This window comes from Sphingomonas sanguinis NBRC 13937, from assembly GCF_001591005.1.
In the GTDB taxonomy this organism is placed as follows: Bacteria; Pseudomonadota; Alphaproteobacteria; order Sphingomonadales; family Sphingomonadaceae; genus Sphingomonas; species Sphingomonas sanguinis.
Map to the genome: position 1 here is coordinate 155,491 of NZ_BCTY01000002.1, position 25,363 is coordinate 180,853.

Annotated in this window: 21 protein-coding genes; 7 read left to right on the forward strand and 14 right to left on the reverse strand. The window is 66.5% G+C overall.

Annotated features, from left to right (window positions below):
* Window position 1 precedes the first annotated feature (1 nt).
* The gene (locus tag SSA01S_RS02235; RefSeq protein ID WP_061779016.1) at window positions 2-1,258 is read right to left on the reverse strand and encodes a M24 family metallopeptidase; all 1,257 of its coding nucleotides are present in this window, start codon (window positions 1,256-1,258) and stop codon (window positions 2-4) included.
* A gap of 76 nt (window positions 1,259-1,334) precedes the next feature.
* Here SSA01S_RS02235 and SSA01S_RS02240 point away from each other — a divergent pair, with 76 nt between their 5' ends.
* On the forward strand, window positions 1,335-2,666 hold the full coding sequence (locus SSA01S_RS02240) for a dicarboxylate/amino acid:cation symporter (protein WP_061779017.1): 1,332 nt from the start codon (window positions 1,335-1,337) through the stop codon (window positions 2,664-2,666).
* Between the two features lie 27 nt (window positions 2,667-2,693).
* Here the strand turns inward: SSA01S_RS02240 and SSA01S_RS02245 are convergent, their stop codons facing one another.
* From SSA01S_RS02245 to SSA01S_RS02270, 6 genes are all read right to left on the reverse strand, one after another.
* Window positions 2,694-3,320: a glutathione S-transferase family protein gene (locus SSA01S_RS02245; RefSeq protein ID WP_061779018.1), complete on the reverse strand. Its 627-nt coding sequence runs from the start codon at window positions 3,318-3,320 to the stop codon at window positions 2,694-2,696.
* 427 nt (window positions 3,321-3,747) lie between these two features.
* The gene (locus SSA01S_RS02250) at window positions 3,748-4,584 is read right to left on the reverse strand and encodes a class I SAM-dependent methyltransferase (RefSeq protein WP_061779019.1); all 837 of its coding nucleotides are present in this window, start codon (window positions 4,582-4,584) and stop codon (window positions 3,748-3,750) included.
* A gap of 74 nt (window positions 4,585-4,658) precedes the next feature.
* Window positions 4,659-5,732, reverse strand: a complete 1,074-nt coding sequence (gene recA, locus SSA01S_RS02255) for a recombinase RecA (RefSeq protein ID WP_058716777.1) — start codon at window positions 5,730-5,732, stop codon at window positions 4,659-4,661.
* 93 nt (window positions 5,733-5,825) lie between these two features.
* Entirely contained in the window at window positions 5,826-6,662 is an 837-nt protein-coding gene (locus tag SSA01S_RS02260; RefSeq protein WP_061779020.1) for a 4-(cytidine 5'-diphospho)-2-C-methyl-D-erythritol kinase, read from the reverse strand.
* A 42-nt stretch (window positions 6,663-6,704) separates the two neighbouring features.
* Window positions 6,705-8,255 carry a tetratricopeptide repeat protein gene (locus SSA01S_RS02265; RefSeq protein WP_244885517.1) on the reverse strand — a complete coding sequence of 517 codons (1,551 nt, stop codon included), beginning with the start codon at window positions 8,253-8,255 and terminating at the stop codon, window positions 6,705-6,707.
* 31 nt (window positions 8,256-8,286) lie between these two features.
* Window positions 8,287-9,942: an electron transfer flavoprotein-ubiquinone oxidoreductase gene (locus SSA01S_RS02270; protein ID WP_061779021.1), complete on the reverse strand. Its 1,656-nt coding sequence runs from the start codon at window positions 9,940-9,942 to the stop codon at window positions 8,287-8,289.
* A gap of 127 nt (window positions 9,943-10,069) precedes the next feature.
* Between SSA01S_RS02270 and SSA01S_RS02275 the strand changes: the two genes are divergently transcribed.
* From SSA01S_RS02275 to moaB, 3 genes are all read left to right on the forward strand, one after another.
* Complete coding sequence (locus tag SSA01S_RS02275) at window positions 10,070-10,849, forward strand: uracil-DNA glycosylase (protein WP_369691209.1); 780 nt, start codon at window positions 10,070-10,072, stop codon at window positions 10,847-10,849.
* Entirely contained in the window at window positions 10,846-12,708 is a 1,863-nt protein-coding gene (locus SSA01S_RS02280; protein WP_170171837.1) for a lytic transglycosylase domain-containing protein, read from the forward strand. The genes SSA01S_RS02275 and SSA01S_RS02280 overlap by 4 nt, the downstream gene beginning before the upstream one ends.
* 165 nt (window positions 12,709-12,873) lie before the next feature.
* Window positions 12,874-13,401, forward strand: coding sequence for a molybdenum cofactor biosynthesis protein B (gene moaB, locus SSA01S_RS02285; protein ID WP_061779023.1), 528 nt, complete (start codon window positions 12,874-12,876; stop codon window positions 13,399-13,401).
* Here the strand turns inward: moaB and SSA01S_RS02290 are convergent, their stop codons facing one another.
* A complete protein-coding gene (locus SSA01S_RS02290; RefSeq protein ID WP_061779024.1) occupies window positions 13,402-13,734 on the reverse strand; it encodes a VOC family protein in 333 nt (110 codons plus the stop codon).
* 70 nt (window positions 13,735-13,804) lie between these two features.
* Here SSA01S_RS02290 and SSA01S_RS02295 point away from each other — a divergent pair, with 70 nt between their 5' ends.
* Both SSA01S_RS02295 and SSA01S_RS20130 read left to right on the forward strand, forming a co-directional pair.
* Window positions 13,805-14,872 (forward strand): PA0069 family radical SAM protein, encoded by a 1,068-nt coding sequence (locus SSA01S_RS02295; protein WP_061779025.1) that lies wholly within the window; start codon window positions 13,805-13,807, stop codon window positions 14,870-14,872.
* A gap of 48 nt (window positions 14,873-14,920) precedes the next feature.
* Window positions 14,921-15,055, forward strand: coding sequence for a hypothetical protein (locus tag SSA01S_RS20130; RefSeq protein ID WP_272867540.1), 135 nt, complete (start codon window positions 14,921-14,923; stop codon window positions 15,053-15,055).
* Window positions 15,056-15,116: 61 nt separating this feature from the next.
* Here the strand turns inward: SSA01S_RS20130 and dnaE are convergent, their stop codons facing one another.
* Entirely contained in the window at window positions 15,117-18,605 is a 3,489-nt protein-coding gene (dnaE, locus tag SSA01S_RS02300) for a DNA polymerase III subunit alpha (RefSeq protein ID WP_061779026.1), read from the reverse strand.
* Window positions 18,606-18,708: 103 nt separating this feature from the next.
* On the opposite strand from dnaE, the gene SSA01S_RS02305 reads away from it, so the two are divergent.
* A complete protein-coding gene (locus SSA01S_RS02305) occupies window positions 18,709-19,275 on the forward strand; it encodes an HdeD family acid-resistance protein (protein WP_061779027.1) in 567 nt (188 codons plus the stop codon).
* 58 nt (window positions 19,276-19,333) lie between these two features.
* Here SSA01S_RS02305 and SSA01S_RS02310 read toward each other — a convergent pair whose 3' ends face one another.
* The 5 genes from SSA01S_RS02310 to SSA01S_RS02330 all read right to left on the reverse strand — a co-directional run bounded on the left by SSA01S_RS02310 (window position 19,334) and on the right by SSA01S_RS02330 (window position 25,352).
* Window positions 19,334-19,813: a glutathione peroxidase gene (locus tag SSA01S_RS02310; protein WP_061779028.1), complete on the reverse strand. Its 480-nt coding sequence runs from the start codon at window positions 19,811-19,813 to the stop codon at window positions 19,334-19,336.
* Window positions 19,810-20,403 (reverse strand): GNAT family N-acetyltransferase, encoded by a 594-nt coding sequence (locus tag SSA01S_RS02315; protein ID WP_061779029.1) that lies wholly within the window; start codon window positions 20,401-20,403, stop codon window positions 19,810-19,812. The genes SSA01S_RS02310 and SSA01S_RS02315 overlap by 4 nt, the downstream gene beginning before the upstream one ends.
* Window positions 20,400-21,101 carry an ABC transporter ATP-binding protein gene (locus SSA01S_RS02320; RefSeq protein WP_061779106.1) on the reverse strand — a complete coding sequence of 234 codons (702 nt, stop codon included), beginning with the start codon at window positions 21,099-21,101 and terminating at the stop codon, window positions 20,400-20,402. Before SSA01S_RS02320 ends, SSA01S_RS02315 begins: the two co-directional genes overlap by 4 nt.
* Before the next feature lie 25 nt (window positions 21,102-21,126).
* Window positions 21,127-22,377: a lipoprotein-releasing ABC transporter permease subunit gene (locus SSA01S_RS02325; protein ID WP_058732087.1), complete on the reverse strand. Its 1,251-nt coding sequence runs from the start codon at window positions 22,375-22,377 to the stop codon at window positions 21,127-21,129.
* A gap of 530 nt (window positions 22,378-22,907) precedes the next feature.
* A complete protein-coding gene (locus SSA01S_RS02330) occupies window positions 22,908-25,352 on the reverse strand; it encodes a TonB-dependent receptor (protein WP_061779030.1) in 2,445 nt (814 codons plus the stop codon).
* Between the last annotated feature and the right edge of the window lie 11 nt (window positions 25,353-25,363).

Genomic DNA, 25,363 nt, shown 5'->3' on the forward strand with positions numbered 1-25,363 from the left:
CTCAACCGAGCGGGGCTTCGATCGCCTTGGGCGGTGTGGAGAACCACACCGGCCCGGCCTCGGTCATGTGGAAGCAATCCTCCAACCGGATGCCGAACTTACCCGGCAGATACAGCCCCGGCTCGTTGGAGAAACACATGCCGGGCGCCAGCGGCGTCGCCTCGCCGCGTACCAGATTGACCGGCTCGTGCCCGTCCATGCCGATGCCATGCCCGGTCCGGTGCGACAGGCCCGGCAGGCGATAATCGGGGCCGAACCCCTGGGCGGTGTAAAAGCGCCGCACCGCATCATCGATACTGCCCGCCGGAGCGCCCAGCTTCGCAGCCGCCAAAGCCACCTGCTGTCCCTTCGCCACCATATCCCAGACCTTGCGCTGCTCCGCGCTGGGCTTGCCGTGAACCCAGCTGCGCGAGACGTCGGACTGATAACCCTGCACCGTGCAGCCGCAGTCCATCAGGACCACCTGCCCGTCCGCGACGCGGTGCACCAGCTTGCTGCCATGCGGATAGGCCGATGCCTCGCCGACCAGCGCCATGCTGAACTCCGGGCTGCCACCCAGCTTGCGGGTCGCCGCGCTCATCAGCGCGCCGATTTCCGCGCCGGTCATGCCTGCCTCGACGCGGGGGTACAGCCAGCGATAGGCAGCCATGGTCACGTCGGTCGCCAGCTGCATCAAGGCGATCTCGGCCGGCGTCTTGATCATCCGGCATCCGCGCACGACCGGGTTGGCCGACACCAGCCGGACGCCGGGCAACGCCTTTTGCAGCCCGTCAAAGGCGAAGAAGCGCGCCGTCTCCTCGATCCCGATCGGTCGCCCGCTCAGCTTGCGGTCACGCAGGAAGCCCGCGACCATAGCGAGCGGGTTCTGATCCTCCTGCCACACCCGCACCTCGGCGGGCACGGACAGCGTCTCGCGGACCGACGGCTCCTCGAAGAAGGGCGTGACGATACACGGCTGCCCCTCGACCGGCAGGATCGCCGCGGTCAGCCGCTCGCTCCGGCCCCAGCGCACGCCGGTAAAATAGACCATGGTCGATCCCGGCTCGATCAGGATCGCACCGATTCCGTTCGCCTTCATCAGAGCTTGCGCCCGCGCCAGACGCCGGGCGCGCTCCTCCGGGCCGATCGGCACCGCCCCGCCGGTGATGTCGGACAGCGCCGACAGGTCCGGCTCGGCGGCGCGCAGCAGGCCCGGCCGGACGAGGAGCGGCAGGACGGCGGCGGCGATCAGCGTGCGGCGGGACAACAGGGTCTGCATGACGGGCACGATAGAATTCTTGACCTGAGCGCCGCAATGCCCTTGGCTCGCGCGCGGAACTTATATTGGGGTAGGCATGGCCAAGCGGCTGACCTTGTACATCTTCATCGGCCTGGTTTTGGGGCTGATCGTCGGGCTTTCGATCAACCTGTCGCTGAACGACGGCAGCGCGGCGGCGACCGCGCAACTGAAGTCGATCGCGGGCTATTTCGCGATCGTCACCGGGCTGTTCCTGCGCCTGATCAAGATGATCATCGCGCCTCTGGTCTTCGCGACGTTGGTGTCGGGCATCGCGCAAATGGGCGATACCAAGGCGCTGGGGCGGATCGGCGTGCGCTCGCTCGCCTGGTTCATCTCGGCCAGCCTCCTCTCGCTCAGCCTGGGCATGCTGCTGGTCAACCTGCTCCATCCCGGGGTCGGCCTGAACCTGCCGCTGCCCGCCGTCACCGCCGATAGCGGCGTGGTGAAGGCCGGGTTCGACCTGCAGAAATTCGTCACCCACCTGGTCCCCGCGTCTCTGATCGAGGCGATGGCGACCAACGAGGTGCTGCAGATCGTCATCGGCTCGCTGTTCCTGGGCGTTGCCATCACGGCGGTTGGCGAGCGGGCCGCGCCGCTCGTCCGCGCGGTCGATGCGCTGGTCGCGGTGATGTTGCAGGTCACGGATTACGTCATGCGGGTCGCCCCGATCGCGGTGTTCGCCGCCGTCGCGGGCACGCTGACCGAGCAGGGGCCGTCGGTGATCGGCAAGCTCGCCATCTTCATGGGCAGCTTCTACCTGGGCCTCATCCTGCTGTGGTGCGTGCTGCTCGGCATCGCGGCGCTGTTCATCGGCCCGCGTGTGCGCGACCTGATCGCGCACATCCGCGCACCGCTGATCCTGGCCTTCTCGACCGCGTCGTCGGAGGCCGCCTACCCCCGCATCCTGGAGGGGCTGGACCGGTTCGGCGTCCCCCCGCGCATCGCCAGCTTCGTCCTGCCACTGGGTTACTCGTTCAACCTCGACGGCTCGATGATGTACATGACCTTCGCGTCGCTGTTCATCGCGCAAGCATACGGCATCGACCTGTCGATCGGGCAGCAGATCACGATGCTGCTCGTGCTGATGGTGACGTCGAAGGGGATTGCGGGCGTGCCGCGCGCCTCGCTGGTGGTAATCGCGGCCACCATGCCGATGTTCAACATCCCCGAGGCGGGCTTGCTGCTGATCCTGGCGGTCGACCATTTCCTCGATATGGGGCGCTCGGCGACCAATGTGATCGGCAACGCCGTCGCGAGCGCGGTCATCGCCAAGTGGGAAGGCCCGCTCGACCCGCCCGAGCCGGTCGACGTTCCATCGCTCCACGCGCCCTCCGGTACGCCGACCGAGCCCGCCCCCGACAGTTTCCGCCAGATCGGCGGGCACTGATCGCGGGCGGCGCGTCAGCGTTCGCCCTCAGGCATAGGCATAAGGCCCGCCCTTGGCGAGTGCGACCTGATAGGCGGGGCGGGCGTGGATGCGCTCCAGCCAGGCGATGGTCGCGGGGCGGCGCTCATCCAACCCCGCCCGCGACCGCGCCGCTTCGAGCGGGAAGCTCATCATGATGTCCGCAGCCGTCATCTGGTCGCCCGCGAACCAGGGAAACTGGGTCAGTTCACTCTCGACGTAATCGAGATGGCGGTCGACCATCGGCTGGAAGCGCTTCATCGCCACCTTGCCCATGACGGGAATGCGGCTGAGCACCAGCAGCACGAACAGCGGCGGCATCAACGACCCTTCCGCGTAATGCAGCCAGAAACGCCAGCGCTGCATGGCCTCGCGATGCGCGGGCGGGCCCAGCCGGCCGTCACCCTTGCCCACCAGATACTCAACGATCGCGCCCGTCTCGGCGATGACCAGGCCATCATCTTCGATCACCGGCGACTTGCCGAGCGGGTGCACCGCCCGCAGCTCGCGAGGCGCGAGCATCGTCTTAGGATCACGCTCATAGCGTTTCACCTCATAGGGCAGGTCCAGTTCCTCCAGCATCCACAGGATGCGCTGCGACCGACTGTTTTCCAGATGATGGACGATGATCGTCATGCCAATTCCCCATGATGCGGGCGCGATAACGCGTCAGATCACCAAGCGGGCGCAAAGGCTGGTCGAAGGGCGGCCATTCGCTCCTCACGCCCAAGGCGGCACGAATAGGAGAGACGCGCGAACGGGAGGCACCGAGCCATAAAAATGGTCGTGCGACACCGGATCGCTATTCCAACGCCCCCCGTAAGGACGCGCGATAGGCAGTGGGTGGGAATGGGTCCGCCACGACTTCCAGAAAAGCAATCCGTCTACCAGCGGCGCGGGACCTCAGACCCGCTCTGCGGCCCCACCACCTCTCCAATGGCTTCCTATCAAGCGTCATTGGAGGAAAGGGCGGATGATCCTCAAAGTCTCCCTCGGGCAGTAAAAGAGCCCAAAATCGGGCTTGGGGCAGACGAGGACATCAAGGACTCCGACGCGCTCCTTTTCAAGCCCCGGCGCGCAAATGCCAGATCCATGCCGATCCGGGCAGCGTAACCTGGTCTCCCACGCGATAACGAGACAGTGCCGCCCGCAGCCGGTCCTCGATGCGCGCCCGTTCATCCGCACCCGCCTCGGCCAAGCCCCGCGCGGCGGGACCGATCCGCGACAGGAAGGACAGCGCATCCTCCACCGGATCGTCGCCCTCGCCGGTCACATAATCGAAAGACACCTGCGTCGCGCTCTCGGTGTGCCAGCCCGACCGCGTGAGAAAGTCCTCCACTTCATCCCTGTCGGCAAACGCGAAGGGCCCCGGCTGGTATCCCATGACAGGCGTCGGAGGTGTTCCCAGCGCTTCGTCCGCCACAGTCGCGAAAGCGTTTCGCGCGCGGTCGTCGAAACAGGAAAAGACCATGACCGCACCGTCGTGCGCGGTGGATCTCAACCGGGTGAAGGCCGCGACGGGATCGGGAAAGAACATCACGCCGTGGCGCGAGACGAACAGGTCGAAGGGCCCCTCGCGCTCCGCCACCACCAGCGCGTCGTCGCAGATAAAATGGGGGGCATCGCCTCCCCCGTCGACCGCGCGGGTCCGGGCGCGCTCCACCAGGCCGGGAGACAGATCGGCACCGGTCACCCGCAGTCCCGGACGCGCGGCCCGGAGCGCCAGGCTGGTCGCCCCCGCCCCACTGCCGATGTCGAGCGCATGACCCTGTTCGGGGGCCACCGTGGCGATGGCCGCATCCAGATGGCGCGACAGGTCCGCCAGACTGCGATCGGTACGACGCCATTCCGCCGCCCAGACATCGCCGACCCGGCCCTGCCAATCCATCATGCCGGTCATGCCGCGACCCCGCCCTCGCTCTTGTTCACGTCGAAAACAAAACGGCCCGCCGTCTCCGGCGGGCCGCAATAGCCTTAGATGTCGTCCTCGGCATCCGGGCCGGTCATCATCTCCTCGGCAACCTTCTCGGTCCGCTGGCGGATCGCCCGCTCCAGCCGGTCGGCCATGTCGGGATTGTCGCGCAGGTAATTCTTGGCGTTCTCACGCCCCTGCCCGATCCGCACCGAGTCGTAGGAGAACCAGCTGCCCGACTTCTCGACAAGCCCGGCCTTGACGCCTAGGTCGAGGATCTCGCCAATCTTCGAGATGCCCTCGCCATACATGATGTCGAATTCGACCTGCTTGAACGGCGGCGCGACCTTGTTCTTCACCACCTTCACCCGCGTGGTGTTGCCGGTGATGTCCTCGCGATCCTTGATCTGGCCGGTACGACGGATGTCGAGCCGGACCGAGGCATAGAATTTCAGCGCATTGCCGCCCGTCGTCGTCTCCGGGTTACCGTACATCACACCGATCTTCATGCGCAGCTGGTTGATGAAGATCACCATGCAGCGCGAACGGCTGATGGAACCGGTCAGCTTGCGGAGCGACTGCGACATCAGGCGGGCCTGGAGGCCGACATGGCTGTCGCCCATCTCGCCCTCGATTTCCGCGCGCGGCACGAGCGCAGCGACCGAGTCGACCACCAACACGTCGATCGCGTTCGAGCGAACCAGCGTGTCGGTGATTTCCAGCGCCTGCTCGCCGGTATCCGGCTGCGACACGATCAGTTCGTCGATATTGACGCCCAGCTTCTTGGCATAGACGGGGTCGAGCGCGTGTTCGGCGTCGACGAAGGCAGCGGTGCCGCCCATCTTCTGCGCCTCGGCGATGACGTGCAGCGCCAGCGTCGTCTTGCCCGACGATTCGGGGCCGTACACCTCGATCACCCGGCCACGCGGCAGGCCGCCGACGCCGAGTGCGATGTCGAGGCCCAGCGAGCCGGTCGAGATCGCCTCGACCTGCATTGTTTCCTTTTGCCCCAGCTTCATCGCGGAGCCCTTGCCGAATGCCCGGTCGATCTGAGCGAGCGCGGCGTCGAGCGCCTTTTGCCGGTCTGCGTTTGCGGTTGCCATGCCTGTTTCGATCACTTTCAGATTGGCGGCCATCAGATGCTTCCCTCGCTAGACCAACATGGTGGTCCATTCAACGCATCTGCAATGTATGTGCTTTGTTCCATGAGAACAAGATGCGAACAAAGCCTATCGCAAAAAAGTCGCCAGCGCCCACCAATCGCGCGTTCGCGCCGCGTCCGCGGCCGCATCCCGCGCCGCTGCATCCTGGAATATGGCAAAGCAGGTCGCGCCCGAGCCCGACATGCGGCTGAACACAACGCCGGGCGACGCCTCCAGCAGTGCCAGCACCGCGTCGATCTCCGGCGCGATGGCGCGGGCGGGCGGTTCCAGATCGTTACGCCCCGCTGTCGCAGCCGCCATCACCTCGCCCTGTCCCAGCGGCCCGCGATCGTCGCCGTCCCAGCGCCCGAAGACCGCCGCCGTCGACACGCCGACGCCAGGATTGACCAGCAGTACGGGCCGCTCGCCCAGCGGCTCCAGCGGCTGCAGCGCATCCCCCTTGCTCTCGCCGCGCGCGGTCCGGCCCAGCAGGCAGGCGGGTACGTCCGCGCCCAGTTCTCCGGCAATCCCAAAGAGATCGACATGATCAGGCACGATGCCATGAAGCCGTGCCAGCGCCCGCAGCGTGGCCGCCGCATCGGCCGAGCCGCCGCCGATCCCCGATGCGACCGGCAAATGCTTGTCGAGCGTGATGGCATAATGATCCGCCACCGCGAACCGCGCCTGGAACGCCCGCACCGCCCGCATGACGAGATTATCGTCCTGCGACTCACCCGCCAGCACCCCGGCGAACGGCCCGGTCAGGGTCAGCGTAGTCGCCGCCGCCCGCTCCACCGTCACCACATCACCGTCGCGGCAAAAGGCGAATAACGTCTCCAGCTCGTGATAGCCATCGGCGCGCCGACGGCGGACATGGAGCGCCAGGTTGATCTTGGCAGGGGCGGTCTCGACGATAGCAGTCATACGCCGCCCCATGCGGTGCACGGGACGGCGCGGCAAGAGCGATCAGCCTGCCAGCTTCGCCGCGATTTTGGCCTGCGCATCCGCCTCCGCGGTCAGCGCCGCCGCACGCCAGGCGTAACGCGCCTCGTAATGCCGTCCCAGCGCCCAGTAGATGTCGCCGAGATGGTCGTTGATCTCGCTATTGGCGGGCTCGGCCATGGCGGCGCGCTCGACCAGCGGGAGCGCCCGCTTGGTCTGCCCCGCCCGAAAATAGCCCCAGCCGAGCGAATCGGTGATCGAGGCATTGTCGGGGTCCAGCTTGCTCGCCTTTTCGAGCAGCGCCAGCGAGGCGGGCACGTCCTTGCCCCGCTCGATCCGGGCATAACCCAGATAGTTGAGTGCCAACGGCTCGTCGGGGCCCAGCTGCACCGCCTTGGCGAGCGCGGCATCCGCTTCGTCGACGCGACCCGCCTGATCCAGCGCACCGCCATATTGCAGCCATGCCGCCCAGGGGATGGGCGGATCGGCGCGGGTGACACGCTCATACCAGATGGCGGCCTCTGCCGGCTGCTTGGCGGCGATCAGCTGGTCGCCATAAACCTGCCAATCGTCGACCATGGCCTGTTTGGCCGTAGCCAGCCCCCTGGCGAGCATCAGCGCCTCGCCATCCCGGCCCGCCGCGCCCAGCAGGCCGATGCGCACGATAGCGGCCCGGTGCGCGAAGGCGCCGCGCGGGGCAACGCCCTCGAGGGCAGAGATCGCGGCATCCCAGGCTTCATCCTTCGACAGCGCCTCAGCCATCAACAGCCGGGCACGGTCATTCTCGGGATCGGCGATCAGCGCGGTGCGCGCGAGCGCGATGACCAGCGGGCGTGGCCCTTCCCCCACCAGTTCGGCCGCGACACGGGCGAGCAGCCGCGAGACCCCGAAACCGAGATCAGGCTTCGCGCCGAGCGCGCGACGATCGGCCGAGACCAGCGGGTCGCTCAGCAACCCCTTCGCATTCGCTTCATCCCCACGCCCCGCCATCACCTGCGCAGCGGCGATGCGCGTATCGGCAGACGCCTCCATCGTCTCCAGCAGGACGCGTGCGCTTTGGTCGTCCATGCGCTTGGCGGCGAGCGCCAGCAGGATGCGGTGCTCGTCGGCCAGTCGCCGCGCGACCGGCTCCTTGCCCGCGCTGTCGAGCGCCGGTTCGACCGGCTGCTTGCGATCCCACGCCGCCCAGGCGCGAAGCACGGGGGCGACGATGCGCAACGCCCCCGTATCGATCCGGGCAAGCGCGGCATCATAGCTCGCCCGGTCCCCCTTGCGCGCGGCGATGGCCAGGTCGAGCAGCGCGACATCGATGGGGGCGACCTTCTCCGCCTCCATCACCCTCGCCGCCCGTAACGCCAGCGCCTGGTCGCCGCTGATCATCGCCTCGCGGTAAGCCCGCACGGCCACCGCCGGATCGTCGGGCCAGCCGCTCAGCGCGATCGCATAATCCCCGCTCGCTTCGGCCGACCGCCCCTCCGACGCCGCGACCCGCGCGGCGAGATAGGAGGACAAGGGCGAACGGCCGGGACCGACCGCTGCCCAGGATGCGGTGGGCCAGCACGCCGCGACCAGCACGGTGCCGGTCAGCAGGCGAAAAAACGAACGCTTACATATTGGGATAATTGGGTCCTCCGCCGCCTTCCGGCACGACCCAGTTGATGTTCTGGGTCGGGTCCTTGATGTCGCACGTCTTGCAGTGGACGCAGTTCTGGGCGTTGATCACGAACTTCGGATCGCCCACTTCCACACCCACCACTTCATAAACACCGGCGGGACAGTAGCGTTGCGCAGGCTCGTCGAACAAGGGCAGGTTGTGCGCGATCGGCACCGACGCGTCCTTCAGCGTCAGGTGGACCGGCTGGTCCTCCTCGTGATTGGTGTTCGACAGGAACACCGAGGACAGGCGATCGAAGGTCAGCACGCCGTCTGGCTTCGGGTAATCCGGCTTCTTCACCTGATCCTTGCGCCACAGGCTTTCGTGATCGGGCTTGTGCTTCATGGTGAAGGGCATCTTCAGCCCGAAATGCTCGGCCCACATGGTCGCGCCCGCCAAGCCGGAGCCCAGCGTGTCGCCATATTTCTTGACCAGCGGCACGACGTTGCGGACGGTCGACAGCTCCTTGTAGAGCCAGGACGCGCGGAACGCTTCCGGATAATCGGTCAGTTCATCGCCCTCGCGACCCGCCTGTACGGCGGCGAACGCCGCCTCGGCCGCCAGCATCGCCGACTTCATCGCGCCGTGCGTGCCCTTGATGCGCGGCACGTTCAGGAAACCCGCCGAACAGCCAACCAGCACGCCGCCGGGGAAGGTCAGCTTCGGGATCGCCTGGAGCCCGCCGTCATTGATCGCGCGTGCGCCGTAGGAGACGCGCTTGCCACCCTTCAGCAGCTCGGCGATGACGGGATGCGTCTTCCACTTCTGCATCTCCTGAAACGGGGAGATGTAAGGGTTGGTGTAGTTCAGCCAGGTCACGAAACCGAGCGCGACTTGCCCCCCAGCCTGGTGATAGATAAAGCCGCCGCCATTGGCGTCATGGCCCAGTGGCCAGCCCTGAGTATGGATCACCCGGCCCGGCACATGCTTGGCGGGATCGATGTCCCACAACTCCTTGATGCCGAGGCCATAGACCTGCGGCTGGCTGTCGCGTGCGAGGTCGAACTGGCGGATGATCTCCTTCGACAAATGACCGCGCACCCCCTCGGCGAAGAAGGTGTATTTGGCGTGCAGCTCCAGGCCCGGCTGGTAGTCGGGCTTGTGCGTACCGTCCCGCGCCACGCCCATGTCGCCGGTCGCGACACCCTTTACCCGGCCATCCTCGTGGAACAGGATTTCGGCGGCGGCGAAACCGGGAAATATCTCGACGCCCAGCTCCTCGGCCTTGCCCGCCAGCCAGCGGCACAGATTGCCGAGACTTCCGGTATAGGTGCCCTTGTTGTGCATGAACGGCGGGGTCAGCGCGTGCGGCAGGTTACGCTGCTTGGTGGCGCTCAAGATCCAGTGGAGGTTCTCCGTCACCGGCACCTCGGCCAGCGGACAGCCATCCTCGCGCCAGTCGGGCAGCAGTTCGTCGAGCGCGATCGGGTCGATCACCGCGCCCGACAGGATATGTGCGCCGACCTCCGATCCCTTTTCGAGAACGCAGACGGCCAGCTCGCTGCCCTGTTCGGCGGCCAACTGCTTCAACCGGATCGCCGCCGACAGGCCCGCCGGACCTGCGCCGACGATCACCACGTCATAGGGCATCGATTCGCGTTCGCTCATGGCATCCTCGCATTTGACCGCGCCGCTGTCGCACGCCCCCTTGAAGCGGGTTCGTCCGGGCGCGGACGGAAAACATCTTGTCCCGACTGTCGATCCGACAGATTGACGCGAACGTCAACCTTGCAGCATGGACCGATGCCATATGGGGGCTATTCCGACGTTCGATACCGCGCCGCTGGACGGTGCACTGGCCGCCAGCATACTCGACTGGTGGCATGATGCGGGCGTCGACCTGCTGGTCGAGGACGAAGCGCGCGACTGGGCCGCCGCCGAACCGGCCCGTGTCGCCGTTTTCGCGCCCGCCGCCAGCCCCGCGCCCGCTGTACCGGCGGTCGCCTTGGCATCCGTCGCGCAATTGCCCGACACGCTGGAGGCGTTCCTGACGTGGCGCCTGTCCGACGCCGCGCCGGAAGCGAATTGGGACGGCATTTCGCTGACCGCGACAGGCCCGGCCGATGCGGCGCTGATGGTGCTGGTCGATTGCCCCGACCGCGACGATGGCGATGCAGGGCACATCCTGTCGGGCGCGCCGGGTCGGTTGTTCGACCGGATGCTCGCTGCGATCGGGCAGTCGCGCGAGACGGTGCACATCGCCTCGGTCTGTACCCGCCGGCCGTTGGCGGGACGCACGCCCGCCGATCTGGAGACCCGGCTGGCGGAGATCACGCGGCATCATGTCGGGCTGGTCGCCCCGCGCGCGCTGCTGTTGCTCGGCAATGCGGCGAGCCGTGCCGTGCTCGGGACCGAACTCACCAGTGCGCGCGGACATTCACACGCTGTTGACCATAAAAGCGGCATGTCTCGTGCTGTCGCCAGTTTCCATCCGCGCTTTCTGATCGAAAAGCCGATGGCGAAGGCGGAAAGCTGGAAAGATTTGCAAAGGGTCATGGGGGAATTGAACGCATGAAGCTGAGCCGGGCGATCGCGCGAGGAGCGACCATCGGGGCTTTGCTGGCCGGGGCAAGCGCCGCCATCGCCGCCGAACCCGCCGCCACCACCGACGCCCGCAGCCCCGCCGCGATCAAGGCCCCGCCCAGCATCCCCGCCCTGCTCGATGCCGACCAGAAGGCCGGTTACGCCCGTGTCTTCGCTGCGATCCGCGACAGCCGCTGGACCGACGCGCAGCTGCAGCTCGACGCGCTGAAGCCCGGCCCCCTCCACGCCATCGCCCGCGCCGAACTCTACACCGCCAAGGGCTCGCCCAAGGTCGATGTCGAGCGGCTGGTCGCGCTCCTCAACGAAGCCCCCGAACTGCCCCAGGCCGAGCAGCTGGCCCGCCTCGCCCGCTCGCGCGGGGCGCGCGACCTGCCTCCGCTCCCGGAAGCGCATACCCTGATCTGGCAGGACGGCGCGCCCCGCCGCATTCGCGCCAAGAGCGTTCGCAGCGACCAGATCGCCGCCGAACTCGCCGCCCGGATGCAGCCCTTCGTCAAGGCGGATGACGGCCCATCGGCCCAGGCGCTGCTCGAATCGACGCAGGGCCTGTCGCCCGAGGCCCTGACCGAGTGGCAGCAAAAGGTCGCCTGGATCTATTTCCTGATGGGCGACGACGCCCATGCCCGCACGCTCGCCGCCCAGGCGGCGGAGGGCTCGGGCGACTGGGCGGTGCAGGGTCGCTGGACCGTCGCGCTGTCCGCCTGGCGTCAGAATGACTGTCAGGCCGCCGAAACCGCTTTCGAGGGCACGGCCGCCCGCGCGACCGATGTCGATCTGCGCGCCGCCGCGCTCTACTGGGCCGCGCGCGCCGACATGGTGTGCGGCCGTCCCGACAAGATCGAGGGCCGCCTGCGCTCCGCCTCGCAATTCCGTGAGAGCTTTTACGGCCAGCTCGCCCGCCAGGCGCTGGGGATGCGCGGTGATCGCGAGCCCAAGGGGCAGCTCGTTGCCACCGATTGGGCCGCACTGGATCGTCGTCCCAACATCCTGGTCGCCGCCGCGCTGGTCGAGATCGGTGAGACCGACTTGGCCGATCAGGTGATCCGCCAGCAGGCGCGGATCGGCCAGCCGACCGAATTCCGCAGCCTGGTGCGCCTCGCCGAATCGCTCGACCTGCCCGCTACAACCGTCTGGCTCGCCCATAATTGCCCGGCGGGCGTCACCGCCACCGCCGAGGCGCGCTATCCGACGCCCAACTGGGCCCCCGACAGCGGCTGGCGCGTCGACAAGGCGCTGGTCTATGCCCATACGCTCCAGGAAAGCGGCTTTCGCAACAAGGTGGTCAGCCCGGCGGGTGCCTATGGCCTGATGCAGATCATGCCCGCCGCCGCGACCGACTTCGCACGCGAACGCGGTGTGTCGATCGACCGCAGCGCGCTGACCAAGCCGTCGACGAACATGGATATCGGCCAGCGCCATCTGGAGCGGCTGCGCGACATGACCGGCATCACCGGCGGCCTGCTGCCCAAGGTGATCGCGGCCTATAATGCGGGGCCCAAGCCGGTGGGCGAGTGGAACAGCCTGGTCCGCGACGGCGGCGACCCGCTCCTCTATATCGAGAGCATTCCTTATTGGGAGACGCGGGGATACGTCACCATGGTCCTGCGCAACTACTGGATGTACGAAAGCCAGACGGGCAAGACCAAGTCGCCGAGCCGCGCCGCGCTGGCGCAAGGCATGTGGCCGCGCTTCCCCGGCCTGCCGGGCGCCACCGCCATCCGCCTGCAACGCCCGAACGTCGCACAGGCCAGCGTAGCCCCGCGCACGACCATCGCGCTGAACGCGACCGTCAGCCCGCAGTCGAATACCACGGTGCCGCAGGCGAACTGACGGAGATTGCGGGGTTGAAGGACGCTTGGAGCGCCGGGCGGCTTTCGGGCGGAATGATCGCGACCCGATGGTCCTCCGGCCTTGGACCGCGCCCGATCTGACTTGGGGACTTGATCGACGCCTCGTCCCAGCGCACCCAAAATGGTTTCGAGACGTTCCGACCCCATGCCCATCGACACGACCCGCACCTTCTTCCCGGTCCGCATCGCAGTGCTGACCGTATCTGACACCCGCTCGCTGGCGGAGGATCGCTCGGGCGATACGCTGGTCACGTTGCTGACCGAGGCCGGGCACGAGCTTGCCGAGCGCACCATCCTGCGTGACGACGCCGATCATATCGTGGCGCAACTGCATCGCTGGATCGATGACGCCAGCATAGACTGTATCCTGACGACCGGCGGCACCGGCGTGACGGGGCGCGACGTCACCCCCGAAGCGGTCGAGCGGGTCGCGACCAAGATGATCCCCGGCTTCGGCGAGCTGTTCCGCTGGCTGAGCTTCCAGACGATCGGCACCTCGACCATCCAGTCGCGCGCCTGCGCCTGCGTCGCGCGCGGCACCTATATCTTCGCGCTTCCCGGCTCGACCGGCGCGGTCAAGGACGCGTGGAACGGCATTTTGCGCGACCAGCTCGACAGCCGTCACCGCCCCTGCAACTTCGTCGAGCTGATGCCGCGCCTGCTGGAACGCTGATCAGTCGGGCTGCATCGCCGCGATCTCATGCCCGTCGACATCGCGAAAATGAAAGCGCCGCCCGCCGGGAAAGGCGAAGATCGGCACCGCGATCGTCCCGCCCGCCGCTTCGACCGCCGCCAGTGTGGCCTCCAGATCGGCGACCCGGATTGCCGGTAGCGGCGCCTTGACCTTATCCGGCGCGGCGTCGAGGCCCAGATCGGTATCCCCGCTCATCGTAGCGGCATAATCGGGCCCGAAGTCGGTGAAGGTCCAACCGAACGCCGCCGCATAAAAACGCTTGGCCTCCGCCCGATCAGCAACCGGCAATTCCAGATAGTCGAAGCGCGCCATATCCACCTTCCGTTCTTGATATGTTCGCTACGCTCCCATATTATCGACCCATGGGCAAGACGCTTCGATCATGGTGAAGCCCGCAGGACGCGGCGCAACCGGGAACGCAACCAGCAAACGCTTCGCGCTGCCGGACCGCGAGGCGGACGGCGACTGGCTCGACACGCAGGGGCTGGTCGACGGCGCACCGCCGCCGCTCCGCACCAGCGTGACCATGCTCAAGCCCCGCACGATCCTGACCCGCAACAGCTCACCCGATGTGCCATTCAGCCAGTCGATCAACGCCTATGCGGGCTGCGAGCATGGCTGCATCTACTGTTTCGCGCGGCCGACCCATGCCTATCATGATCTGTCGCCAGGGCTGGATTTCGAGAGCCGCTTATTCGCCAAGCCCGACGCCGCCCAACTGCTGCGTGCGGAACTGAGCAAGCCAAGTTACCGGGTCGCGCCGATCGCGCTGGGGACCAACACCGATCCCTATCAGCCGATCGAGGGAGAGTGGCGGATCACGCGGGCGATCCTGGACGTGTTGGCCGAGACGAACCATCCGGTCGCGATCACCACCAAGTCGCACCGAGTGGTGCGCGATATCGATATTCTCGCGCCGATGGCCGCCAAGGGTCTCGCCATGGTCTGCGTTTCAGTGACCTCGCTCGACGCGAAGGTCGCCCGCACGGTCGAGCCGCGCGCGCCGACGCCGGAGCGGCGGCTGGCGGCGGTGACGAAACTGGCCGAGGCGGGCATCCCCACCTATGTCTCGATCGCGCCCGTCATTCCGGCGATCACGGACCATGAGATCGAGCATCTGGTCGAGCGGGCCGCACGGGCTGGGGCCCGTCATGCCTTTTTCATCCCCGTTCGCCTGCCGCATGAGGTCGCGCCGCTGTTCCGCGCGTGGCTGTCGGAGCATTTTCCCGATCGGGCGGGCAAGGTGATGGCGGTCATCCAGTCCTTGCGCGGCGGGCGAGACAATGATCCCGATTTCTTCACCCGGATGAAGGGGCAAGGGCCTTGGGCCGAGTTGCTCCGTGTCCGCTTTCACCGGGCGTGTCGACTGCACGGCCTCAACCGCGACCGGCCGCTGCTCGACACCAGCCAGTTCCGTCCGCCCAGCGGCGCGCAGGGTGAGTTGTTCTGAGGATCGCGAGCCAGTGTCGATGCGTTGGGCCGGGGAAGGAGAGACGCGATGATCCAAGATCCCGAACAGACCACGCCCCAGCCGACACAGAATGAGGACGACGCCGATCATTCGGGCGGCGGCTATGGCAATCACGGCGAGGCCGGTGAGGAAGAGCAGGACCGACGCGAAGTCGGGGGCTGACCCGGCGCAGCCCTATTCTCCGACCCGCAAAGGCCGGGGCGGAGAATAGGGCGATAAGACCTTAGCCGACCAGCGCCAGTCGCGCCTCGGACGACTTCATCGCCACCGCCTTCACGCCCGGCAAGTCCTCGATATGGCTGGCGAGTTCGGCATCGAGCAGGAAGTTGCGACCCAGCGTCAGCAAGGTGTCACCGCCCTCCCCCTCGATCCGCGCACGGACTTCACCACGTCCATTGCGCAAGGGGTCGAGCATGGCGTGCAGCGCCTTGAACGCCACCTTGTCGGTCACCGTCACCTCGACCACGAATTTGGCGGTGCTGGCGAGACCGTCGAACAACTGCACCCGCTTGATGCTGACGCGCGGCGCTTCTTCGCCGGGGCGGCGGTCCAGCTCGACGGTGATGAGCGCGCAATCGCCTTCCTTCGCCGCCTTTTCCAGATCGGCCGCGACCGAATCGTCGAAGCAGGTCGCCAGGAACTGCCCGGTCGCATCCGACAGCTGCGCCATCATGTAACGCTTGCCCCGCGCCGAGGTGCGCCAGCGCGCATCCTCGACCAGCGCCGCCATGGTCGCGCCGATCCGCGCGCCGTCGTCGGGAATGATAAGCTCGGTCAGCGAGGTATAGGTCCGCGCGCCGTGCATCTTGGCGATATGCGCGTGGCGATCGACGGGATGCGCCGAGAAATAGAAACCGAACGCCTCCTTCTCCTGCTCCATCCGCTGCGACAGGGTCCAGCGGGTGCCGGTTGGCAGCTTGATCGCGTCGCCCGCCACCTCGGTTTCGCCGAACAGGCCGCCCTGCCCGCTGGTCCGCCCCTCATGGGTGCGCGCGGCGATGGCGAGGACGGTTTCGGCCACCGCATGGACACCCGCGCGGTTGGGCTCGATCCCGTCGAACGCGCCCGCCGAGGCCAGCGTTTCCAGCTGGCGCTTGTTCATCAGCCGGGGGTCGACCCGCTTGGCCAGCGCATCGAGCGAGGCGAAGGGACCACCCGCCTCTCGTTCGACGACCAGCTTCTCCATCGCGCCCTCGCCCACCGACTTCAGCGCGCCCAGCGCATAGCGGACGGCCAGGCCATCCTCATGCGCCTCGACATCGAACTCGGCCTGGCTGGCATTGATACACGGCGGCAGCATCGTCACGCCCATGCGCCGCGCATCGTCGACGAAGATCGCCAGCTTGTCGGTCAGCGCCATGTCGTAGCACATCGACGCCGCATAGAATTCATGCGGGTGATGCGCCTTCAGCCATGCGGTCTGATAGGCGAGCAGCGCATAGGCCGCGGCGTGGCTCTTGTTGAAGCCATAGCCGGCGAACTTGTCGATCAAGTCGAACAGCTCATTCGCCTTTTGCGCGGGGATGTTGTTCACCTCCGCGCAGCCCTTCACGAAGATGGCGCGCTGCGCGTCCATCTCCGCCTTCACCTTCTTACCCATGGCGCGGCGGAGAAGATCGGCGCCGCCCAGGGAATAGCCCGCCAGGATCTGGGCGGCCTGCATCACCTGTTCCTGATAGACGAAGATGCCATAGGTCTCGGACAGGATCTGTTCGAGCAGGGCGTGCGGGTAGATGATCTCCTCGGTGCCCTGCTTGCGGCGACCGAAGCTGGGGATATTGTCCATCGGGCCCGGCCGATAGAGCGACACGAGCGCGATGATGTCGCCGAAATTGGTCGGGCGGACGGCGGACAGGGTGCGCCGCATCCCTTCCGATTCCAGCTGGAACACGCCGACCGTGTCGCCCTTCTGGAGCAGGCCATAGGTCGCCTCGTCATCCCAGGCGAGCGCGCCCAGATCGACCTCGACCCCGCGCTTGGCGAGCAGCTGCACCGCCTTTTGCAGGACGGACAGCGTCTTCAGGCCGAGGAAGTCAAACTTCACCAGCCCCGCGCCCTCGACGAACTTCATGTCGAACTGCGTGACCGGCATGTCCGAGCGCGGATCGCGATAGAGCGGCACCAGCTGCGCCAGCGGCCGGTCGCCGATCACCACACCGGCCGCGTGGGTCGAGCTGTGGCGCGGCAGGCCCTCCAGCTTGGTGGCGAGGTCGAGCAGGCGGCGGACCTGGTTGTCGTTGGCGTACTCCTTCGCCAACTCGGGCACGCCGTTCAGCGCGCGCTTCAGGTCCCAGGGATCGGTCGGATGGTTGGGCACCAGCTTGGCGAGGCGGTCGACCTGGCCATAGCTCATCTGGAGCACGCGGCCGGTGTCCTTGAGCACGGCCCGCGCCTTCAGCTTACCGAAGGTGATGATCTGCGCGACCTGATCGCGGCCGTACTTCTCCTGAACGTAGCGGATGACCTCACCACGCCGGGTTTCGCAAAAGTCGATGTCGAAGTCGGGCATCGACACGCGTTCCGGGTTCAGGAAGCGCTCGAACAGCAGGCCCAGCTTCAGCGGATCGAGATCGGTGATGGTCAGCGCCCAGGCAACGACCGAGCCCGCGCCCGAGCCACGGCCCGGACCAACGGGAATATCGTGATCCTTGGCCCATTTGATGAAGTCGGCGACGATCAGGAAGTATCCTGGGAAGCCCATCTGGATAATGATGTCGACCTCGAACTTGAGCCGTTCGTGATAGGCCTCGCGCCAGCCGGGTTCGCCCTCTCCCTCCAGCTCGGCGATGCGGTCGAGCCGCGCGTTCAGACCGGCGGTCGCGTCGCGGCGGAGCATCGCCGCCTCGCCCTCGCGGTCGCCCGCGAGGCTAGGGAGGATGGGCTTGCGCCACGGCGCCATGACGGCGCAGCGCTGGGCGACGACCAGCGTGTTCTCGATCGCCTCGGGCAAGTCGGCGAACAGCTGCTTCATCAACTCGGCGGGCTTGAGCCACGCCTCGGGACAGCTCTTCGGACGGTCGTCCATTTCGACATAGGTCGAATTGGCGATGCACAGCATGGCGTCATGCGCGTCACGGAAACCGCTATCGGTAAAACAGCAGGGGTTGGTCGCGACCAGGGGCAGGTCGCGATCATAGGCCAGGTCGATCAACTCCTGCTCGGCCGCCATTTCGATCGCATCGTCGCGGCGCGCCAGTTCGACATAGAGCCGGTCGCCGAAAATCGCCTGAAGCCGGTCGGCATAGGTTTTCGCCCGGTCGGGCTGCCCTTCCGCGAATAGCCGGGCGATACCGCCCTCCCCCCCAGCGGTCAGCACGATCAGGCCCTTGCTGAACGCCTCCAGCGTGTCGAACCCGACATGCGCGGCGAGTTCGATCGGGCGATCGAGATGCGCCGCCGACACCAGCGCGCACAGATTGTCATAACCGGTCATGTCCTGCGCATAGAGCGCGATCCAGTCGACCATCGGCGCGACATTGTCCGGCATGTCCGGCCGCGCGACGCCCAGCATCGTGCCGATGATCGGCTGCACCCCTGCCTTCTTCGCCGCGTCCGAAAAGGCCATCGCGGCATAGAGCCCGTTGCGGTCGGTCAGCCCGGCGGCGGGAAAGGCATTCGCCTTGGCCTGCGCCGCAATCGCCTTGGGATCGATCGCGCCGTCGAGCATCGTGAAGGAGGAAAAGATGCGAAGCGGCACATATCCAGAATGCATGGCATACCCCTAGCCGAGCCCGCGTGATTCGACCAGCGCGGAACCCCGCCATGGGCAAACCGTTACGCCAACAGAAGGACTTTGAACGAAGGGCGCGTAGACCATGACCGATACCGATCGTTCTTTCGCCACCTCAATCCGGCCCGGCGCGGGTTGGGGCTGGATTCTCGCTTACGGTGTTTTGTCGGCGCTGCTTGGGCTGGCCGCGTTCCTGTTCCCGGTGCCCGCAACCCTGGCCGCGACACTGGTCATCGGGGCCTTTTTCCTGGCGGCCGGGATCGTGTCGATCGCTGCGGGGATTTTCGGCAAAGGACATGAAGGGCGCGGCTATGCCATCGGTTTCGGTCTCGTCTCGCTGATCATCGGCCTGATCATGGCGTTCGAGCCTGCGACGGGGGCGATCTCGATCACGCTGCTCGTCGCGGTGTGGTTGGGCCTGCGCGGCGCGCTCGAAATCGGACTGGGCGCGCGGATGCGGCGGCGGCGCGGGCTGATGATCGCGCTGGGGGTGGTGAACATCCTGCTGGCGCTGTTCGTCCTGGCCACCCTACCGCTGAGCGCCATGACCCTGCCGGGCTATATTCTGGGCCTCAGCTTCCTGTTCGGCGGCATCACGGCCATCGCCTCGGCACTGGATCACAAAAAGGGTGCGAGCGCCTTTGCACTCTGACGTCGTCGGAGTGGGGAGCATGCTCCCCACCTTCGCCGAAATCACCCCATGAGGAACGCTAAAGAAGTCCCTCGATGTCCTTGGCCAGGTCCTCGGGTTTCGCAGTGGGTGCATAGCGATCCACCACCTGCCCATCCCGGTTCAGCAGGAACTTGGTGAAGTTCCACTTGATCGCTTTCGTCCCCAGAATACCCGGAGCCTCCGCTTTCAGCCACTGGAACAGCGGCTCCGCGTGATCGCCATTGACGTCGACCTTGCCCATTACGGGGAAGGTCACGTCATAGGTCAGCGAACAGAAATTGGCGATCTCCGCCGCATCGCCGGGTTCTTGCTCACCGAACTGGTTGCAGGGGAAGCCGAGCACGGTCAGCCCTTGCTCCTCATAGCGGCGGTGCAACGTCTCCAGCCCTTCATATTGCGGGGTAAAGCCGCATTTCGACGCGGTGTTGACGATCAGCAGAACGCGTCCCGCATAGCGCGACAGGTCGACGGCCGAGCCGTCCGCCGCCTTGACCGTGAAATCCGTTATACCGCTCATCGGTGCTTCCCCAGCAGATAGTCGAGATTGGCGCGGACGCCTGGCCATTCATGGCGAAGGATCGAATAGACCACGGTGTCGCGAACCCGATCTTCGGCCGTCACCTGATGCCCGCGCAGCACGCCGTCCCGTTTCGCGCCCAGGCGTTCGATCGCCGCCTGGCTGCGCTTGTTGAGCGCATCGGTGCGGATTTGGATGGCTTGGCACTCCATCACGTCGAAGGCGTGGGTCAGCAGCATCCGCTTCGCCTCGGTATTCACGCCGGTGCGCTGGACGCGGGTGGCGTAGAAGGTGCCGCCGATCTCCAGCCGCCGGTGCTGCGGCGCCATCCGCATGTAGCGCGTGGTGCCGACGACATCGCCCTCCGGCGTCTCGACCGTGAACAGCAGGGCCCGTCCGACATCCCGCTCCTTGATCGCCGCCGCCAGCCAGCGGTCCGGCGTCTTCATCATCGAGACATTGGCGTAGAAGATGTTCCACAGCTCCCCCTCGCGCGCGGCGTCGATCAGCGCGGGCATATCGGCTTCGACGAAGGGGCGGAGCGTGACATGGCGACCGGTCAGCGTGGGCGTCTCGGTCCAGACGGTCATTGCAGGCGTCCTTCGTGCAGGCGGACGATCCGGTCCATCTTCAGCGCCAGCCGTTCGTTATGCGTGGCGACCAGCGCCGCCGACCCCTCGCCGCGCACCAGCCGTAGGAACTCGGCCAGCACGACTTGGGACGTATGCTCGTCGAGATTGCCGGTCGGCTCGTCCGCCAGCACCAAAGGCGGCTGATTGGCGAGTGCACGGGCGACCGCCACGCGCTGCTGCTCGCCGCCCGACAGCTGGCTGGGCCGATGGGTCAGGCGATGGCCCAGGCCCAAGGCCGTCAGCAGCCCCTTGGCGCGCGCATCGGCGGCGGCGGGTAGCTTGCCCTGCACCAGCTGCGGCAGGACGACATTCTCGATCGCGTTGAAGTCGGGCAGCAGATGGTGGAACTGATAGACGAAACCCAGATAGTCGCGCCGCGCGATGGTGCGGCCATGCGAGTCGAGCTTCGACACCTCTTCGCCCGCAATGCGGATCGAGCCCGAAAAGCCGCCCTCCAGCAGTCCGACTGCCTGAAGCAGGGTCGACTTGCCGGAACCCGAGGGGCCGAGCAGCGCGACGATCTCGCCGGGCGCGATGGCCAGGTCGACGCCGCGGAGCACCTCGATGGTCTGGCCGCCCTGCGTGAAGCTGCGCGACAGGCCGGTCGTCTCCAGAACCGGCTCGGCGGCGCGGGGCTCGACAGTGCCCGAGGCCATCGCACTGCCCATGCGGATGATGGGATCATTCATAACGCAGCACCTGAACCGGATCCGTGCTCGCCGCCTTCCAGGCAGGGTAGAGCGTGGCGAGGAAGGAAAAGACGAGCGCCATCGACGCGATCACCACGATCTCGACGGGATCGGGCTTGGACGGCAGCTCGGTGAGATAGCGGATCGACGGGTCCCAGAGGTTCTGACCGGTCACGAACTGGACGAAATTCACCACCGCCTGCCGGTAGAACAGGAACAGCGCGCCCAGCCCCAGTCCGGCGACCGTGCCCAGCGCGCCGATGATGGTGCCCACCGTCATGAAGATGCGCATCAGGCCGCCGCGCGTCGCCCCCATCGTCCGCAGGATCGCGATGTCGCGCGTCTTGGCGCGGACCAGCATAATCAGCGAGGACAGGATGTTGAACACCGCCACCAGGATGATGATCGACAGCACGGTGAACATCGCCACTCGCTCGACCGCCAGCGCCTCGAACAGCTGCGCGTTCATCGACCGCCAGTCGGCGATCACCGCACGACCGCCGAGCTTGTCCGCCAGCGGCGCGAGGATCTGGCCTACCCGGTCGGCGTCGACCGTCTGGATCTCGACCATGCCCACCGTGTCGCCCATCAGGAGCAGCGTCTGCGCATCCTGGATCGGCATGATGATATAGGCCTTGTCATAGTCGTATACGCCGATCTCGAAGATAGCGCCGACCGTATAGCTGACGATGCGCGGGACCGTACCGAACGGCGTCGTCTGCCCCTGCGGACTGATCAGCGAAATTTCGGAGCCGACGCTTGCCCCCAGCGCCTCGGCCAGGCGGCTGCCGATCGCGATACGGCCGCTGCCCGGCGTGACGCTGGCCAGGCTGCCCATCACGATCTTGGAGCGGATCGCCGAGTTGCCGCGCATGTCGGCGACACGCATGCCGCGCACCAGCACCGCCTCGACCCGTCCATTATAGCTGGACATCAAAGGCTGCTCGATCATCGGCACCGCGCTGGTGACGCCCGGCGTCGCCTTGGCCTCGCGCACGATATCGCGCCAGTCGGGCAGGCGACCGCCCACCCCCTGGACCACCGCATGGCCGTTCAGCCCGACGATCTTGTCGAACAGCTCGGCGCGGAAACCGTTCATCACGCTCATGACGATGACGAGCGCGGCGACGCCCAGCATGACCGCGACCAGACTGATCGAGGCAACGAGGAAGATGAACGCCTCTCCCTTACCCGGCAGCAGATAGCGCCGCGCGATCATCCGTTCGTAACGAGACAGGATCATTGAGGTCCGATCGATCCATGAAGAAAGCGAATTGCCGAGAGGCTGTAGGAGCGGCGCCGGGTGCTGGCAATGCCACGCCCGGCCCGGCGGACAAAACCGGCGACTCCGGTAATTGTTGCGCCAGCGCCACACAGCCGCGCCAATCGTAGCGCGGATGCCGCAAGAGGGATGACAAGCCGCCCTGCCGTACCGTAACACACTCTTACTGAGACACAGGCAGCAACGGCCGTGGTTCGGGGATTGCTCCAACGCTCACCCAACGAGGTTGATGCGGGAGCGGAAAAAGGGGGCTGACGAGCGATCGTCACGCAGGCGCCCGGATCGGAGACGGTCCGGGCGTTTGTCATTTCGGCCACAGCGCCACGCATCCCCTCAGGAAAAGCCGCCGGAACCGACGAGGAAACGGGGAGCTTCCAGACTCCGTCCCCAGATGCCGGCCCGGCGCCCGTTCACGGGACCTTGGCTATAGCAGATCAAGATGAACCGAATGTGGACGAATCCTGTGATTCGCCCACACCGGCGGCGTGGCCTTAGAACGATTTGGAGATGGTGAACCCATAGGTCCGCGGATCGCCCGGCTGTCCGACGATCAAGCCTGTCGAACCCGACTGGGTGGCGAGCAGCTCGTAATAATCGTGATCGAACAGGTTGCGCACCCAGACAAAGGCGTTCCAGCTGCCCGGTGCCTTGAACCCGGCGCGTATGTTGGACAGGCTGTAACCGTTGATATCGGTATAGGCCGAACGCGACGGATTGGACGAGAATTTGGACCGGTAGCTGCCGTCATAGCCCAGATAGAATTGCCCCTCGGTCCCCGCCACGGTCGCGGGCAGGTCATACTCCGCACCATAGGAAAAGGCCCAGCGCGACACGCCCGGCAGCCACTGGCCCGAGATGTTGCAATAAGGCAGCGACGCCCCCGGCGTGCCCGCGGCCGCCGGGGTCCCGACGATCTGGCCGTTGACGACCGGGAGCGCGGTTCCGCCGGACAGCTCGGGCGGGCAAGGTGCGTTGGTGAAGCGGGTGTAGCGCGCGTCGGTGAAGGCGCCATTGGCATAGACGTTGAATCGCTGCGTCGGGCGGAATGCGGAGTCGATCTCGATCCCGCGCGTCCGCACCCGACCCGCATTGGCGAGGTAACCGCGCAGGACGTTGACCTGCAGGTTGTTCACCGTCGCCTGATAATCGCCGATCTCGGTCCAGAAGCCCGCGATGTTCACGGTGGCGCGGCGGTCGGCGAACTGGGTCTTCAGCCCCAGCTCGAAATGATTGACCTTTTCCGGGCGGACGGTCTGCGTCGCCAGGATCGGATTGTTCTGTCCGTCGAGCGGCAGGCCCGACAGGTTGATACCACCCGACTTATAGCTGCGTGCATAGGTCGCGTAATAATGGACGTTGGGGTTGAACTCGTAGGCGATGGTCAAGTCGCCCGACAGGTTCCAGTTGGTGAAGGACGGCGTGTAGTTCTGCGGCGCGAGCACCCCGCGCTGGTCGCTGGTCAGGGTCGTCGAACCCGCCCCATTGGTCACGGTCGAGACATAGGAGCCGTCCTTGCGGTCATAGTTCAGGCGCAGGCCCGGCGACACCGACAGGCGATCGTTGACATGCCAGGTCAGCTTGCCGAACAGCGCCGCCGAGGTATTGGTGAAGCCGATCCTATTGCGCGAGGTCAGGCCGTTCAGCGTCGCCGGATTGCGCCCGCCCGCGCTCGTGGGATTGAGCAGGAAGGCGCTGGCCGCCGGACCCTGCACCTGCAACCCCTGCGTATCGATCGACTGCCAGAAGTAGAAGGCACCCAGAACATAATCGAGCGTCCGCTTGCCGTTGGAGGCGATGCGAATCTCCTGCGTCACCTGGCTCTGCTGCGACGGGTTGGCCGAGACGGTGGTGATGGGCAGGCCGATAAAGTCACGGTCGTTGGACGGGTCCCAATGCCAGAAGCGCCAGGCCGACACGCTGGTCAGCGTCGCCTCGCCCACATCCCAGTTCGCGACCAGCGACAGGCCGCCCAGTTCCTGCTTGGCGCGCAGATCGGTATCGACGTCGGTCACCCGGTCGAAGGCGTTGGTCGAGGGCACGCTGTAGCCCTGAGCCGCCGCCAGCGCGGCATATTGCCGGTTGATCGGCCGCTGCCTCGCACCGACGCGCGCATAATATTGGACGCAGCAATTGGGATTCTGCCGCGCGTAATCGCCCGACAGGGTCAGGTCGAGGTTCGGCGTCGCATGCCAGAGGAACTGGCTGCGCAGCGACAAATTGTCCTGGCTGTTCTGCCACTCCTGCTGGCGCGTGTTCCAGATGGTGCCGCGCCGCGAGGTGATCGAGGTCGACAGCCGCACTGCCACCTTGTCGTCGACCAGCGGGCCGGACACCGACGCCTTGGCCTGGAAGAAGTCGTAATTGCCCGCGCTCAGCTCGACCCGCGCCTCGGGGCTGAAGCTGGGGGCGCGGGTGATGATGTTGATCGCGCCCGCCGTCGTGTTCTTGCCATAGAGCGTGCCCTGCGGGCCCCGCAGCACCTCGATCCGCTCGGTATCGGTGAAGTCGAACGTCGCCGAAGCGATGCGGCTGTAATAGACCTGATCGACATAGATGCCGACGCCCTGCTCGATCCCGTCATTGGTCAGCCCGAAGGGCGCGCCCAGCCCGCGAATGTTCGCCGCCGAGTTGCGCGGGTTGGTCGAATAGAATTGCAGCGTCGGCTGGATCTGGGTCAGCCGGTTGACATTATAGGTCCCCGTCTCGGCCAGCGCGGTGCCGCCAATCACCGACATGGCGATGGGCACGCTCTGGATCGTCTCGGCGCGGCGGCGCGCGGTGACGACGACATCCCCCCCGCCCTGCTGCGCGGTGCCGAGCCGCCCTTCATCGCGGCGTGCCTCGCTGGCGGGCGCGGTGACCACGGAGGTATCCTGCGGATCGCTGGCAGGCGTCGTGGCTTGCGCCGCCAGGATGAGTGCGAGGGTCAAGGACATGGAAGCTCCCC

Coding starts and splice junctions, on each gene's coding strand:
- moaB (WP_061779023.1), top strand. CDS start 12,874: ATGCCCATCGACACGACCCGCACCTTCTTCCCGGTCCGCATCGCAGTG.
- SSA01S_RS02305 (WP_061779027.1), top strand. CDS start 18,709: ATGACCGATACCGATCGTTCTTTCGCCACCTCAATCCGGCCCGGCGCG.
- SSA01S_RS02310 (WP_061779028.1), bottom strand. CDS start 19,813: ATGAGCGGTATAACGGATTTCACGGTCAAGGCGGCGGACGGCTCGGCC.
- SSA01S_RS02325 (WP_058732087.1), bottom strand. CDS start 22,377: ATGATCCTGTCTCGTTACGAACGGATGATCGCGCGGCGCTATCTGCTG.
- SSA01S_RS02330 (WP_061779030.1), bottom strand. CDS start 25,352: ATGTCCTTGACCCTCGCACTCATCCTGGCGGCGCAAGCCACGACGCCT.
- SSA01S_RS02260 (WP_061779020.1), bottom strand. CDS start 6,662: ATGACTGCTATCGTCGAGACCGCCCCTGCCAAGATCAACCTGGCGCTC.
- SSA01S_RS02290 (WP_061779024.1), bottom strand. CDS start 13,734: ATGGCGCGCTTCGACTATCTGGAATTGCCGGTTGCTGATCGGGCGGAG.
- SSA01S_RS02315 (WP_061779029.1), bottom strand. CDS start 20,403: ATGACCGTCTGGACCGAGACGCCCACGCTGACCGGTCGCCATGTCACG.
- SSA01S_RS02275 (WP_369691209.1), top strand. CDS start 10,070: ATGGACCGATGCCATATGGGGGCTATTCCGACGTTCGATACCGCGCCG.
- SSA01S_RS02320 (WP_061779106.1), bottom strand. CDS start 21,101: ATGGCCTCGGGCACTGTCGAGCCCCGCGCCGCCGAGCCGGTTCTGGAG.
- SSA01S_RS02245 (WP_061779018.1), bottom strand. CDS start 3,320: ATGACGATCATCGTCCATCATCTGGAAAACAGTCGGTCGCAGCGCATC.
- dnaE (WP_061779026.1), bottom strand. CDS start 18,605: ATGCATTCTGGATATGTGCCGCTTCGCATCTTTTCCTCCTTCACGATG.
- recA (WP_058716777.1), bottom strand. CDS start 5,732: ATGGCCGCCAATCTGAAAGTGATCGAAACAGGCATGGCAACCGCAAAC.
- SSA01S_RS02280 (WP_170171837.1), top strand. CDS start 10,846: ATGAAGCTGAGCCGGGCGATCGCGCGAGGAGCGACCATCGGGGCTTTG.
- SSA01S_RS02240 (WP_061779017.1), top strand. CDS start 1,335: ATGGCCAAGCGGCTGACCTTGTACATCTTCATCGGCCTGGTTTTGGGG.
- SSA01S_RS02270 (WP_061779021.1), bottom strand. CDS start 9,942: ATGAGCGAACGCGAATCGATGCCCTATGACGTGGTGATCGTCGGCGCA.
- SSA01S_RS02250 (WP_061779019.1), bottom strand. CDS start 4,584: ATGACCGGCATGATGGATTGGCAGGGCCGGGTCGGCGATGTCTGGGCG.
- SSA01S_RS20130 (WP_272867540.1), top strand. CDS start 14,921: ATGATCCAAGATCCCGAACAGACCACGCCCCAGCCGACACAGAATGAG.
- SSA01S_RS02295 (WP_061779025.1), top strand. CDS start 13,805: ATGGTGAAGCCCGCAGGACGCGGCGCAACCGGGAACGCAACCAGCAAA.
- SSA01S_RS02235 (WP_061779016.1), bottom strand. CDS start 1,258: ATGCAGACCCTGTTGTCCCGCCGCACGCTGATCGCCGCCGCCGTCCTG.